Annotated in this window: 11 protein-coding genes; 5 read left to right on the forward strand and 6 right to left on the reverse strand. The window is 57.4% G+C overall.

Features of this window, described 5'->3' with window-relative positions; all coding sequences use genetic code 11:
• The first annotated feature begins 125 nt into the window (after nt 1-125).
• From WFK59_RS14755 to WFK59_RS14765, 3 genes are all read left to right on the forward strand, one after another.
• On the forward strand, nt 126-686 hold the full coding sequence (locus tag WFK59_RS14755; RefSeq protein ID WP_233988759.1) for a non-canonical purine NTP pyrophosphatase: 561 nt from the start codon (nt 126-128) through the stop codon (nt 684-686).
• The gene (locus tag WFK59_RS14760; protein ID WP_233988758.1) at nt 683-1477 is read left to right on the forward strand and encodes an SIR2 family protein; all 795 of its coding nucleotides are present in this window, start codon (nt 683-685) and stop codon (nt 1475-1477) included. Before WFK59_RS14755 ends, WFK59_RS14760 begins: the two co-directional genes overlap by 4 nt.
• 137 nt (nt 1478-1614) lie before the next feature.
• Nucleotides 1615-1962 carry a YebG family protein gene (locus WFK59_RS14765; RefSeq protein ID WP_233988757.1) on the forward strand — a complete coding sequence of 116 codons (348 nt, stop codon included), beginning with the start codon at nt 1615-1617 and terminating at the stop codon, nt 1960-1962.
• Nucleotides 1963-2028: 66 nt separating this feature from the next.
• On the opposite strand, the gene WFK59_RS14770 is transcribed toward WFK59_RS14765, so the two are convergent.
• Nucleotides 2029-3147: a Fic family protein gene (locus tag WFK59_RS14770; protein WP_336756167.1), complete on the reverse strand. Its 1119-nt coding sequence runs from the start codon at nt 3145-3147 to the stop codon at nt 2029-2031.
• 514 nt (nt 3148-3661) lie between these two features.
• On the opposite strand from WFK59_RS14770, the gene WFK59_RS14775 reads away from it, so the two are divergent.
• The gene (locus WFK59_RS14775) at nt 3662-5602 is read left to right on the forward strand and encodes a methyl-accepting chemotaxis protein (protein ID WP_293000395.1); all 1941 of its coding nucleotides are present in this window, start codon (nt 3662-3664) and stop codon (nt 5600-5602) included.
• A gap of 329 nt (nt 5603-5931) precedes the next feature.
• Here the strand turns inward: WFK59_RS14775 and WFK59_RS14780 are convergent, their stop codons facing one another.
• The 5 genes from WFK59_RS14780 to WFK59_RS14800 are packed head-to-tail and all read right to left on the reverse strand — an operon-like array spanning nt 5932 to nt 10961.
• Nucleotides 5932-7014 (reverse strand): ABC transporter ATP-binding protein, encoded by a 1083-nt coding sequence (locus WFK59_RS14780; RefSeq protein WP_233988754.1) that lies wholly within the window; start codon nt 7012-7014, stop codon nt 5932-5934.
• 2 nt (nt 7015-7016) lie between these two features.
• Nucleotides 7017-7964 (reverse strand): carbohydrate kinase family protein, encoded by a 948-nt coding sequence (locus WFK59_RS14785; protein WP_336756171.1) that lies wholly within the window; start codon nt 7962-7964, stop codon nt 7017-7019.
• A 2-nt stretch (nt 7965-7966) separates the two neighbouring features.
• Nucleotides 7967-8806 (reverse strand): carbohydrate ABC transporter permease, encoded by an 840-nt coding sequence (locus WFK59_RS14790; RefSeq protein WP_233988752.1) that lies wholly within the window; start codon nt 8804-8806, stop codon nt 7967-7969.
• Nucleotides 8796-9704: a carbohydrate ABC transporter permease gene (locus tag WFK59_RS14795; protein ID WP_233988806.1), complete on the reverse strand. Its 909-nt coding sequence runs from the start codon at nt 9702-9704 to the stop codon at nt 8796-8798. Before WFK59_RS14795 ends, WFK59_RS14790 begins: the two co-directional genes overlap by 11 nt.
• Before the next feature lie 9 nt (nt 9705-9713).
• A complete protein-coding gene (locus WFK59_RS14800; RefSeq protein ID WP_233988751.1) occupies nt 9714-10961 on the reverse strand; it encodes an extracellular solute-binding protein in 1248 nt (415 codons plus the stop codon).
• A 296-nt stretch (nt 10962-11257) separates the two neighbouring features.
• Here WFK59_RS14800 and WFK59_RS14805 point away from each other — a divergent pair, with 296 nt between their 5' ends.
• Complete coding sequence (locus WFK59_RS14805) at nt 11258-12433, forward strand: ROK family transcriptional regulator (RefSeq protein ID WP_336756174.1); 1176 nt, start codon at nt 11258-11260, stop codon at nt 12431-12433.
• Nucleotides 12434-12451: the final 18 nt, after the last annotated feature.

Raw genomic sequence — 12451 nt, forward strand, 5'->3', positions numbered from 1 at the left:
TCCACGCCACAGAACCGTTGTCACGGCGATCGACCCCGGAATTGCGCTACACTCTCCAGCGTTAGTGATCTATCCTGCCCGCCTGTCGATTCAGCGCGCGGCGGAGCAATTAACCTGGAAGCCCCATGAAAATCAGATTCCTTTCTGCCAATGAGCAAAAGCTGGCGGAGGTGCGCAAAATCCTCGAACCTGTCGGGGTCGAAGTGTTGCCCATCTCCCGTCGCATCGAAGAGATCCAGACTGAAAATGAACTCGATCTGGTGCGCGATAAACTGACCAAAGCCTTTTCACTGATTGGGCGACCGCTCTTCGTCGAGCATACCGGACTCTATCTCGACGGCCTCAATGGCCTGCCTGCCGGGCTGACCCGCATTTTCTGGAACCGGCTGGATGCAGAACGCTTTACTGCCCTGGTTCAGGGACTCGACAGCCAGGCCGTGACGGCAAAAACCGTACTCGGCTACTGTGATGGCCGCAAGATGTACCAGTTTTCAGGTGAACTGCGCGGCACCATCGCCGCCGAGCCTGCCGGTACCCGCGGCTTTCAGTGGGACTGCGTCTTTATCCCGGAAGGCTACGATCAGACCTTCGCCGAAATGGGCGAGCTCAAGAATGAGATCTCCATGCGGCGCATCGCGCTCGATCGCTTCGCCACCTTTTTGAAAACGGCCCGGAGTGTTGCATGAAACCAGAACTTAAACGTGCCTATGACTCCGGTAAGCTGATTCTGTTTGCCGGTGCGGGCATCTCACGCAACCTTGGCCTGCCGGAGTGGCATGAGCTGATTGCCCATCTCGCCAATGAGCTGGGCTACGATCCTAAAATCTTCAATACCTACGGTACCCACCTGTCGCTGGCGGAATATTACAAACAGAAGAAAGGGTCACTCGGCCCGCTGCGCAGCTGGATGGATCGCGAATGGCACCGCCCGGATATTGATGTCCGGACGTCAGAAATTCACACCATGATTACCCAGGGCAACTTCTCGCGTATCTACACCACCAATTACGATCGCTGGCTGGAAGCGGCGCACGATGCGCATGGCGTTCCCTACTACAAAGTGGCCAATGCCGCCGACCTGGTGTCGCTGACCGAAGATAAGCGCCACATCATCAAGCTGCACGGTGATTTCGATGACGATACCTCTATCGTGCTCGATGAAAGCAGCTACTTTGAACGGCTCTATTTTGATTCACCGCTCGACATCAAACTGACCCATGACGTGATGGGCAATTCGGTGCTGTTTGTTGGCTACAGCATCAGCGATTTTAATATTCGTCTGCTGTTCTACCGCCTGACGAAAATGTGGGGCCGTACCGGGCTGGCCACCGCGCGTCCCAAGTCCTATCTGTTTACCAACCGCAATAATCCGGTGGCAAAAGAGGTACTGGGGCAGTGGGGCATCGAGATGATCGTCTCGGAAGAGGATGACCCGCGCAAAGCGCTGGCCGATTTTCTTGAGGAACTTCAGGTGTAACCGGCGACGCGGTTTCACCCGAAAACCTGCGCCCGGTTAAGGTTATGCGGCGTACAACCGATAAACTCTATTCTCTGCTGGAAAAGCATCAACGTCGTGATATACTGTATGTATACACAGTATCTGAGGGCAAAAACATGGCTGTCGAAACAAAATTTGTAGTAGTCAGAAAGGGTGAAGAGAAGATGACGTTTGCCAACAAGAAAGAGGCCGATGCCTACGACAAAATGCTCGATATGGCCGAAGCCTTCACCGACTGGCTGTTACAGCATCAACCCGCACTGGATGAGACGCAGGCAGAAACGCTGGGCTTGCTGATCGCTGAGCAGAAAGATGCCGTGCAGCATATTCTCCGCACCAGCAAACTGCCTGAGCCTGTGGCCGCTACTGCCGGTCAGCCTGAAACGGTGTCGGAGCGTTCTGATGACGCCGCCGAAGCAGAAACCGCCAGCAGCAAGAAAGTGCGCGCGGTGAAAGCAGCCTGATCCTCATCACGCCGGAAGCCATTTCCGGCGTGGTTATTTTACTGGCTGAGCGCGCGCATCATTCTCTCAGTCTGTTTTCACCTGATAGCGCGTGCTGCGCCCGCCACCTTCCAGCCGGTAAAGACAGCCTTTCTCCAGCAAATCCGCTAAATGACGCGTTGCCGTCGCCTTACTCACTTTTGCCACCTTCTGATACTGACTGGCACTGATCCCCTGTTCAAAACCCTGCTCGCCGCCATCCAGCAGCCGGTTCAGTACTTTTATCTGCTCTTTGCTCAGAGAGCGTTCCCGATGCTGTAGCCAGAAGCGCGCCCTGATCTGGGTGCGGGCGATGCTGTTCATCGCCTGTTGCAGGCTCTCATCCAGCATATCGAGGAACCACATCAGCCAGTCGGTGATATCCAGTCCACCTTTCTGCGTCCGCTCCAGAATGCGGTAGTAGTCCGCCCGATGCGCCAGAATGGCAGGTGACATGGCATAGAGCCGGATGCTTTGACTGTCCGCCTGTGCCAGCGCCAGATCGGTTAAGGCACGCGTAATGCGGCCATTACCGTCATCAAACGGGTGCAGGGTAACAAACCAGAGATGGCAGATGGCGGCGCGCAGCAGCGGGTCCAGCATGACGTCCTGCTCGCTGCGGTTAAACCAGTCAATAAACTGCGTCAGCTGTGGCTCCAGTCCACTGCGCGGCGGCGCTTCAAAATGCACCGTTGGGCGATCGATCCGTCCGGAGATCACCTGCATTGGCTCACTGCCGCGTAGCGTACCGACGCTCAGACGCTGCACCGACCACTCATCGGCAGGAAACAGCCAGCGATGCCATTGGCATAGACGCTCCAGCGTGAGCGGCTGGCTGCGGTTGTTGATCGCATCCAGCATCATCGCCGCCAGTCCCTCCGATCGATCCGAAACCGGATAAGGCTGTTGTTCGGTCACGCCTAAGCGGCGCGCCAGAGATGAACGTACCGACTGTACGTTTACCCGTTCTTCTTCAATGGCGGATGAGGAGAGGATATTGCTGAGCAGAGTGTCGAGCGTTTGCTGTTCATCACTGACCTGCAGGCTGGCCCGGCCCAGCAGTACGCCTCGCTGCTGTTGCAGCTGCCGCAGGCGAGGCAGCAGCACAGCCTCCTGCCAGTAGAACTGTGGCCAGTCGGCCTGTTGCCAGATCCATTCTGTGGTCATATTCGGCTCATTTGCGGGTGAACGAGCCGAATAGCATCTTTTAATCGGCTCACATAATGAGTCAATAGTAGCAAATTTTTGGCTCAGAAGACAATCGATGCGGGAGTCAGGCAGAAAAGAAAACAGGACCCGAAGGTCCTGTCTGTTTAGCGGGAGAACTGCAAAAAGGTGTCTGAATAGTAATGCACGATCCAGGCAACATACGCTAACCAGATAATCATTCCGCCTGCTAATCCAAGTTTACCGGCCATTGATTTCTCTCCACGATGATAAGGGACGACAACGTCTGTTTACATAAACTGACAGTAGTTGCGTCGGCCGATATTGCTGCAGATCAAAAAAAACGGATTCATTGCTGAAGTCAGAACCCTTTGAGGATCAACTTCGCCGGCTTTACCTCATCTGACGTTCCCCAAGCCGCCGTTAAAGTTCAAAAAAACGGCGCCGATAGATGATCTCAGGAGCACGTAAACCACAAGGAGGTCGCAAAAAGGTAAATTCCAGGGGAACCAATATGGCCAGTCAGTTAAACGATAAAAAGAAGATGAGTACCCGGGCGCAGATGCTTATTACCGGCGGCCTGACCATTATGCTGGGATTTAGCGTGACGATCGGTGTTCTGAGCTGGCAGTCCGGTAAAGAGCAGAAGGCGCTGGCGGAAAAATATCTGCAGCAAATCGCGCAAAGCCGCGGCTTACAGGTGCAACAGGAGCTGAGTCATGCGCGCGATGTGGCCAGCCATCTGGGACAAAGCCTGATCGCCTTACCGCAGGCAGGCATTACGGATCGTAAAGTGGTCGATAAGATCATGGAATATTCACTGCGCGCCAATCCTGATTATCTGTCGATGTCAGTCATCTTCGAACCAAACGCCTTCGACGGTCGCGATGCCGAATTTGTTAACCAGCCGGGACAGGCCCCGCAGGGTCGCTATGCCTGGTTTGTGGATCGCGATCAGGCCGGTCATTACGCCATGCATCCGCTGCTCTCCATCCTGACTCCGGGCCAGGGTGACTACTACCAGATACCGCAGCAGTCGAAAAAAGATACCCTGATCGAGCCTTACAGCTACGCCTATAACGGCGTACCCACCTTGTTAACCTCGGTGGCGGCGGCGATCATCGATAAGGGCACCTTAAAAGCCATTGTGACCTCCGACATTTCACTGGCTTCGCTGCAACAGAAAGTTAATCAGATCAAACCCTGGCAGGGCAGCGGCTATGCACTGCTGCTTTCGAATGGCGGAAAGGTCGTCTCTTCGCCAGTGAAAGAGGAGGCGGGCAAGCCGTGGAAAGGGGAAAGCGATCACTTCAGTTCACGGGTGATGCAGCATTTTGATGCGGTGCTGGGCGAAGAGGCGTTAGTGACCTGGCAACCGGTGGTGATTGGCGACAGCGATAAACCCTGGTATCTCGGGGTGGTGGCGCCGGTGAGTCAGGTGATGGCCGCCGCTAACCGGCAGCTCAGCTGGGCCATTGGCCTGATGGTGGTCAGCATTCTGCTGGTCGGCGCGGTGCTGGGCATGTTGTTCAGCCGTAAAGTGCTACGCCCGATTGGTGGCGAGCCGGCCGAAGCGGCCAAAATTGCGCTGGCCGTGGCGGAGGGCAAGCTCGACAATGCGATTGCGGTCAAAGCCGACGACCGCAGCAGTCTGTTCTTCGCCTTGCAGACGATGCAAAGCCAGCTGCGGGGTATTGTCGGCCAGATTAAAGATGCCAGTGAATCGGTGCGTCAGGGCGCGGGCGAAATTGCCAGCGGCAACCTTAACCTGGCATCCCGTACCGAACAGCAGGCAGCCGCTCTGGAACAGACCGCAGCCAGTATGGAGCAGATCAGCGCCACCATCCGCCTCAACGCCGATAATGCCCAGCAGGCAACCAGCCTGACAGAAAATGCCACTCATATCGCCAGTCGCGGTGCCACGCTGGTGGGCCAGGTGGTGCAGACGATGGCGCAGATCGATGACAGTTCTAAGAAGATCGGCGACATCACCACCATGATCAACAGCATCGCCTTCCAGACCAACATTCTGGCGCTCAATGCCGCGGTAGAAGCCGCGCGCGCGGGTGAGCAGGGACGCGGCTTTGCGGTGGTGGCATCTGAAGTCCGTAACCTGGCGCAGCGCAGCGCCAGTGCGGTGAAAGAGATCGCCGCGCTGATTGAAGAGTCAAGCGTGCGGGTCGAAAGCGGGGTAAGGCTGGTGAATGATGCCGGTAAGACCATGCAGGAGATGACACAGGCGGTCAATTCAGTGCAGGGCATTATTGGGGAGATCGTTTCCGCTTCTGATGAGCAGGCGCGCGGCATTACCCAGGTGACGATTGCGGTTAACGAAATGGATGGCACGACCCAGCAGAACGCCGCGCTGGTCCAGCAGATGTCGGCTGCGGCCAGTTCGCTGGAAGACCAGGCGCAGCAGCTGGCGCAGACGGTCGAGCAGTTCCACCTGGCTTAACCCGTCTGGGTGTCTGATAAGAGAAAAACCCGCCGATGGCGTAATGCCAGTCAGTTAAGCGGCAGGTGATAACGCAGTCTGGTGCCGCTCTGAAACTTCACAGTGTGTATTGTTAAAAAGGGCACGATGATAGAGGCCTGAGCGCCTCTGCTGCTGAAAGGGCTATCCGCAGCGCTGAGGCGAGAGGACGGCCAGGCAGCAGCAGAGGTGCTCAGGCCCGCACTCCGGCACGCTCGCCCAAAAAAAAAGCTGCCACATTTGACCGTGACAGCCTTTGCACATTTAACCCTGGCTGATCAGCATTACGCTGATGGCGGGTTTTTTGTGGGTTACTGTTCGATCAGGCGCTCACCGCTGTGCGCATCGAACAGGTGCATCTTGTCGGGATTTACAGTCACCGGCAGCGTACCGCCCGGCGTCGCGTCACTGCGCCCGCTCAGCTGCATATGCAGGGCAAAACCCTGCCAGTTCAGATGTAACAGTGTCGATTCACCAGTAATTTCGACGATACCGACATCAGCCGGTTGTCCATCGGGCGCGCTGATCAGGTCATGAGGGCGAACGCCCAGCGTCACCGGCTGGTCCGCCTGCTCACGCGCCGCACGGTGCCAGCGTGACGGCAGCGGCAGCCACTGCTGACCACAGAGCACGCCCGGCTCGCCGTCACGCGGCTGGAACTGCGCATCCAGCAGATTCATCGGCGGCGAACCGATAAACCGGGCCACAAAGGTATTCACCGGACGATCGTAGATCGCCAGCGGCGCGCCCTGTTGCACGATAACGCCATCTTTCATCACCACAATCTGATCGGCCAGCGTCATCGCCTCGACCTGATCGTGCGTTACATACACCATGGTGGTTTTAAAGCGCTGATGCAGCGATTTGATCTCGGCACGCAGCTCCATGCGTAACTGGGCATCAAGGTTGGAGAGCGGTTCATCGAACAGGAACACCTGCGGATTGCGCACCATTGCACGTCCCATCGCCACGCGTTGCCGCTGGCCGCCCGAGAGCGCCCGCGGATACCGCTGCAACAGCTGGCCGATGCCGAGAATCCCGGCAATGCGGGCAATCTTGCTCTTCTGCTCGTCGCGCGCCACCTTTTTGACCTGCATATGAAACGCCAGGTTCTCGGCGACCGTCAGGTGCGGGTAGAGCGCATAGCTCTGAAACACCATTGCGATATCGCGGTCGGCGGGATCGAGATCGTTGATGCGTTTTTTATCGAGCATGATCGCGCCGTCAGAGACGCTATCCAGACCCGCCAGTAAGCGCAACAGCGTCGATTTACCACAGCCAGAAGGACCGACCAGCACGGTAAAGCTGCCATCGGGAATGGTTAAGTCCAGCGGGTGCAGCACACTCTGCTTACCGTAGCGCTTCGCCACCTGTACAAGTTCAACACTGGCCATAATTAGCGCACCTCGTTTGAAAGTTGGAGTTGTTGCCAGCCGGGATAGCGGCGCGGCGAGCTGCTGATCGCCTGTGAAGCGACCTCAATTCCCCAGCGCAGCGCCGTCGACGCCGCGTGACGGTAGAGCAACGCTGCCAGAAATCCGGCATTGAAGCTGTCTCCGGCACCGATGGTATCGACCACCGTCACCGGTTGTGCCGCCACGTGCAGCGTCTGAGTGGCAGACCACAGTCGCGCGCCGTCTGCGCCGCTTTTCACTACACAGCCACCGCGTCCACTGAGCCGGGATGCCAGTTGCGCCGCGCTCTGTTCCAGTGAGGCATCGTTGGCCAGGCCGCGCGTTTCGACCTCGTTCAGCAACAGCCAGTCGCAATCGGCTAACCAGCGATGAACCTGGTGGCGAAGATCGTCGCTCCAGCCTGCGGGCGGCCAGCCAGTATCGACCGCTACCGTAAATCCTCGTTGCTGTAACGCCGCCAGCAGCCTCGGATAGGCCTGATAGAGTTCCAGACAGAGAAAGGTTCCGCACAGCAGCACAATATCGCCCGGTGTGGCCTGTGCGGGCAGCTGTTTCAGCACATCCTCAGCCGTCATTTGCGTGATGTGTCCAAAATTGCTGATAAATGAGCGCTCGTTGTCAGGATGCGTCACGCCCACCGTCAGCGAGGTTTCGCAGGCATAACGCGGCCAGTGCGCCGCACTATGCGGAAAGTGACCGGCGAGCCACTGACTGAATCCATCATTGCCCTGGTTGGCGATGGCACGGTGCGGCACCTGCATCGCTTCCAGCGCCAGCGCACAGTTACCGGCGGAACCACCCGGACGCAGCTCGCTGTGTTGTAGCATCACTTCGGTACCGCGCTGTGGCCAGTCGCTGAGCGTGCCCATGATCAAATCCACATTAATATTGCCCACTACGTAAAGCGTGGATGAAGTCGTGTTTAGCATCGTTATCCCTTACTTCCGCCGCTGGCCAGACCGCTAACCAGCGTCTTCTGCAGCCAGATGGCGATAAACAGTGGCGGCACCGAGGCCAGAATGCCGATAGCGGCGATCAGCCCGTCATCGGTGGCCCGTCCGGCGGTAAAGCCAGCAATGGCGACCGGCAGCGTCTGGGCCGCAATATTGCTGGTAAACAGCAGCGCATAGAAAAATTCATCCCACGCCAGCAGCCAGCCAAACAGTGCAGCCGCGCCCAGCACCGGCTTTGCCAGCGGCAGGGTTATACGCAGCAGCACCTGCCAGAAACGCAGACCATCAAGGCGTGCAGCCTGTTCAATGTCACGCGGCAGCGAATCAAACTGGTTCTTCAGCATCCAGGTCAGGAACGGCAGGATCAGCGAGCAGTAGACGATCACCAGGCCTGGCCGGGTATTGAGCAGATCCAATTGCTGCAGCAGGAAGTAGAGCGGCAGCACAAAGGCGACCGGCGGCACCATGTATATCGCCAGTGCGCCAAACAGCCAGCCGTCGCGACCCGCGTAACGTGAGAAGCTGAAGGCCGCCGGAATCGCCAGCAGCAGCGAGATGGCTGTCGCCACACTGGCGACCAGCAGACTGTTACCCAGCGCGTGCAGAAAGATGTTGCCCGGCTGGTCAGGGGCCAGCGAAACCAATCCGTGATAGCGGCTGAAATCCCACTGCCGTGGCAGCCACTCCAGCGGAACACGCGACAGATCGCTGGCCGAACTGACACTCATCAGGAACAGCCAGCCCATAGGGGCCAGGATGCTGATCGCCACCAGCAGCGCCGCAGCATAGCGCAACACCCGCCGCAGTTTAGTTTTCATAAGCAGAGCTCCGGCGGCGCTGACGCCATAACATCAGCAGATACAGGGTGATCAGCAGGGCGCACATCAACGTCATCAGCATGGCATAGGCCGCACCGCTGCCGGCTCGCAGATAGCTGAAAGATTCCTGATAGACGAAAAAGCTCAGGGTCTTAGTGCTGTCCACCGGTCCGCCACGCGTCATCACGTAGATAATGTCGAAGATCTTAAAGGCATCAATGGTGCGCAGGACCAGCGCGACGCCAAGCGGGGCGACAATTGCCGGAAAGGTGATGGCCCGGAAGCGACGCCAGGCGGAAGCACCATCCAGCCTGGCCGCTTCAAACAGATCCTCAGGGATCGATTGCAATGCAGCCAGCACCAGTAGCGTTACCAGCGGATAGTTTTTCCAGATATCTGCGAACATCACCGCATTGAGCGCGGCATCCGGTGAGCCCAGCCAGCTGCGGTAACCGTCAATGATCCCGAGCTGGGTGAGCAAGGCATTAATGCTGCCGTAGTCCGGGTTAAAGTTAAGCCGCCACATCATGGCGTTGACGATGGTCGGCAGCGCCCACGGCAGGATCACCAGCACCCGCAGGATATTGCGACCCGCAAACTTCTGGTTAAGCAGCAGCGCCACCAGCACACCAATGATCCCCTCCAGGGTGACGGAGACCACGGTGAAGTAGAGCGTACGGCCAATCGACGCCCGAAAATCGGGATCGCTCAGCGCATAGGCGTAATTTTCCAGTCCGATCCAGCCTGGCGTTTCACCGCTGCCAATCAGCGCAGCATCGGTGAAACTGAGCCAGATGGTGCGCAGTAAAGGCCAGGCGGTAAGCAACAGCATCACCAGCAGCATGGGTGCCAGCAGCACCCATGCCTGACGCTGTTCGCGTTGACGCAAACTCAGCATCATGACTCCTTAACGCAGGCGCGCAGCGCTTTTATCCACCGCCGCCATTGCATCCTGGGCCGTGGTTTTACCCAGTAACACCTGCTGCAACTGCTGCTGAAGCTGGTTCGACAGACGGGAGTAGTCAGCGGTTTCCGGACGTGACAGCATCACGTTGAGTGACTTATCAGCCGCCGCGATCAGACTCTCCTGATCTTTTTGCACCGCCGGGTCCTGATAAGAGGATTTCCAGATCGGCAGGCTGAGTCGGGCATATTGATTCTGTACCGGCTGTGAAGTCATGTACTGAATGTACTGCCACGCCTGCTCCGGATGGGTGCTGCCTTTAGCGATACCCAGCCCCATTGATCCGTTGACGCCGCCCGCCTGGCCCGGTGCATCACCTGGCGCAGGCATGATGCCGACGTCGCCCGCCACCTTACTCTGCTTCGGATCGTTCGCCATGTTGTACATGTAGGTCCAGTTCAGCGCGAACGCTGCATCGCCGTTGGAGAAGGATTTACGGACATCTTCTTCCAGATACTCGCGTGAGGCCGGATTACTCAGCCCGTCATCGAGCGAACTTTTCATCAGGTTTAGCGCTTTAAGCGACGCCGGGCTGGAGAAGTTGAGCTTGCCGTTTTGATAGAACTGCCCGCCAAAGCCCGATACCAGCGTGGTGTAATCACACACCAGCGCTTCAGCCTGCGACCAGCTCCAGACCAGCGGATAGTTGACGATCTTTTTCTGCTTAATGATTTTTGCGTCATCCAGCACCTGCTGCCAGGTTTGTGGCGGGGTGGTGATGCCCGCTTTGCTCAGCATCGCCTTGTTGTAGTAGAGATATTTGGTATCCAAAATCCACGGCATCCCCAGGGTTTTGCCTTTATAGATCACCGTGTTCATCGCGCCAGGAAAGACCTTATCCTTTTCTTCCGGAGTAATTCGGGCACTCACATCCTGCAGCAGATCGAAACGGGTAAATTCAGCGGGCCAGATGGCATCGAACAGCACCACGTCATAGCCGTTGCCGCCGGCACCACGCGCCGCAACAATTTTGTCGTGCAGCGCTTCATACGGCACGAATTCCAGATTGACGCTGACGTCCGGATGCTGCTTTTGGAAATTTTGCGTCATGGCGCGAATATCATTTTCGCTGTAGGCCGCCTGCGTCATAAACAGGGCATTGATCTGGCTGGCCGCAACGGCACTGCCGGCGCTGAGCATCAGCAGGGCGGCAACGCCCGCTTTGAGTTGAGGATTAAAACGCTGTGACATGATCTTCTCCACTTTGCAGCAACAGGATGTCGATTAATTAAATCAATTTGATTGATTTAATCGGGGGCGTAATCTGGCGCAGTAAATGCACTGACCTGAAAAGGAATAAGCAAACGGCGTGCCACAAACGATGGACCAGATGAAACAATGCCGTAACAACGCTGAAACTCAGACTGCGCTTTTACACCATAACTGCCTATCCTGTTGGCATGAATTTGTGTGCAGGATCAAAGATATTATTTGCCCGCACCGCTTCAGGGACTAATACTGTCGGTCCCGCTGAAATGGAAAACAACATGAAAACCTCGGGCACTAACCTTGAACATGCGCGGGCGCACAATCGACGCGTGGTCATTGAAGCCATTCGTCTGCATGGCGAGCTGACACGCGCTGAACTGGCGCGCATGACAGCGCTGACGCCGCAGACGGTCTCCAATATCGTGGCGGAACTGGAGCAGGCAGAACTGCTGACCAGCCGCCAGCCGCGCCGCAGCGGGCGCGGTCAGCCCTCGATTCCGGTGACGCTGAATCCCACCAGCGCCTGGTCGATTGGCATTCATCTCGATCATCAGACGCTGCTGCTGGTGCTGGTCGATCTTAGCGGTGAAGTGCACCTGCGCCGCCTCATCATGGTGCAAAAGCCCCAGCCCGCTGCCACCCTGGCGCGCATTGCTGGCGTGCTGGATGAGATGCGCACCTTTCTCGGCGCGCAGTGGCAAAAGGTGCTGGGTATTGGCGTGGTGATGCCGGGGCCATTTGGCGTTGAAGGCATTTCTTCGGTAGGTCCGACAACGCTGAACGGCTGGGAGCAGGTTGATATTGAAGCCGAACTCAGAACCCTCAGCGGGTTGCCGGTTACGCTGGAGAACGATGCCACGGTCGCCGCCATCGGCGAGCGCTTTCACGGTGTGGCACGCCAGCTCAGCTCCTTTATCTATCTCTACATCGGCACCGGTCTGGGCGCGGGAATCTTCACCGACGGTCATATCTATACCGGGCACGCTCACAACGCCGGGGAAATAGGGCACATCGTAGTCGAACCGGGTGGGCGCGACTGCTACTGCGGCAATCAGGGCTGCCTTGAGCGTTACGTCTCGCTGCAGGCCGCCTACGAATTTTGCGGGCTGGACCCGATGCGCGCGCTACCAGAGGATCTGTTGCAGATCGAACCCGCACGTTTTGCCGCGTGGATTGACAGCGTGCTGGTTCCGCTGCGGCAGGCGATCAATATTCTGGAGTCGGTTTTTGATGCTGAGGCAGTGATTATTGGCGGGATGATGCCTGCGCCGTTACTGGAGCAGATGGTGCAGCGTTTGCCGCCGCTTTATCAGTCGGTGCGCGGACGCTATCTGAATGCGATGCGCCTGAAAACCGGCATGACCGGCAGTGATACCGCTGCGCTGGGCGCGGCCGCCTTACCGATCTTTGATGAGTTTAATCCCCAGTTTCAGGTGTTAATGAAGCAGGCGTGAACCGGGCGCTGCCTGAGA

Source organism: Pantoea sp. USHLN298 (assembly GCF_037149395.1).
GTDB lineage: Bacteria > Pseudomonadota > Gammaproteobacteria > Enterobacterales > Enterobacteriaceae > Pantoea > Pantoea astica.

Bases quoted from the DNA above. Each gene is read 5' to 3' on its own strand.
- WFK59_RS14755 (WP_233988759.1), top strand. From the start codon at position 126: ATGAAAATCAGATTCCTTTCTGCCAATGAGCAAAAGCTGGCGGAGGTG.
- WFK59_RS14760 (WP_233988758.1), top strand. From the start codon at position 683: ATGAAACCAGAACTTAAACGTGCCTATGACTCCGGTAAGCTGATTCTG.
- WFK59_RS14765 (WP_233988757.1), top strand. From the start codon at position 1,615: ATGGCTGTCGAAACAAAATTTGTAGTAGTCAGAAAGGGTGAAGAGAAG.
- WFK59_RS14770 (WP_336756167.1), bottom strand. From the start codon at position 3,147: ATGACCACAGAATGGATCTGGCAACAGGCCGACTGGCCACAGTTCTAC.
- WFK59_RS14775 (WP_293000395.1), top strand. From the start codon at position 3,662: ATGGCCAGTCAGTTAAACGATAAAAAGAAGATGAGTACCCGGGCGCAG.
- WFK59_RS14780 (WP_233988754.1), bottom strand. From the start codon at position 7,014: ATGGCCAGTGTTGAACTTGTACAGGTGGCGAAGCGCTACGGTAAGCAG.
- WFK59_RS14785 (WP_336756171.1), bottom strand. From the start codon at position 7,964: ATGCTAAACACGACTTCATCCACGCTTTACGTAGTGGGCAATATTAAT.
- WFK59_RS14790 (WP_233988752.1), bottom strand. From the start codon at position 8,806: ATGAAAACTAAACTGCGGCGGGTGTTGCGCTATGCTGCGGCGCTGCTG.
- WFK59_RS14795 (WP_233988806.1), bottom strand. From the start codon at position 9,704: ATGCTGAGTTTGCGTCAACGCGAACAGCGTCAGGCATGGGTGCTGCTG.
- WFK59_RS14800 (WP_233988751.1), bottom strand. From the start codon at position 10,961: ATGTCACAGCGTTTTAATCCTCAACTCAAAGCGGGCGTTGCCGCCCTG.
- WFK59_RS14805 (WP_336756174.1), top strand. From the start codon at position 11,258: ATGAAAACCTCGGGCACTAACCTTGAACATGCGCGGGCGCACAATCGA.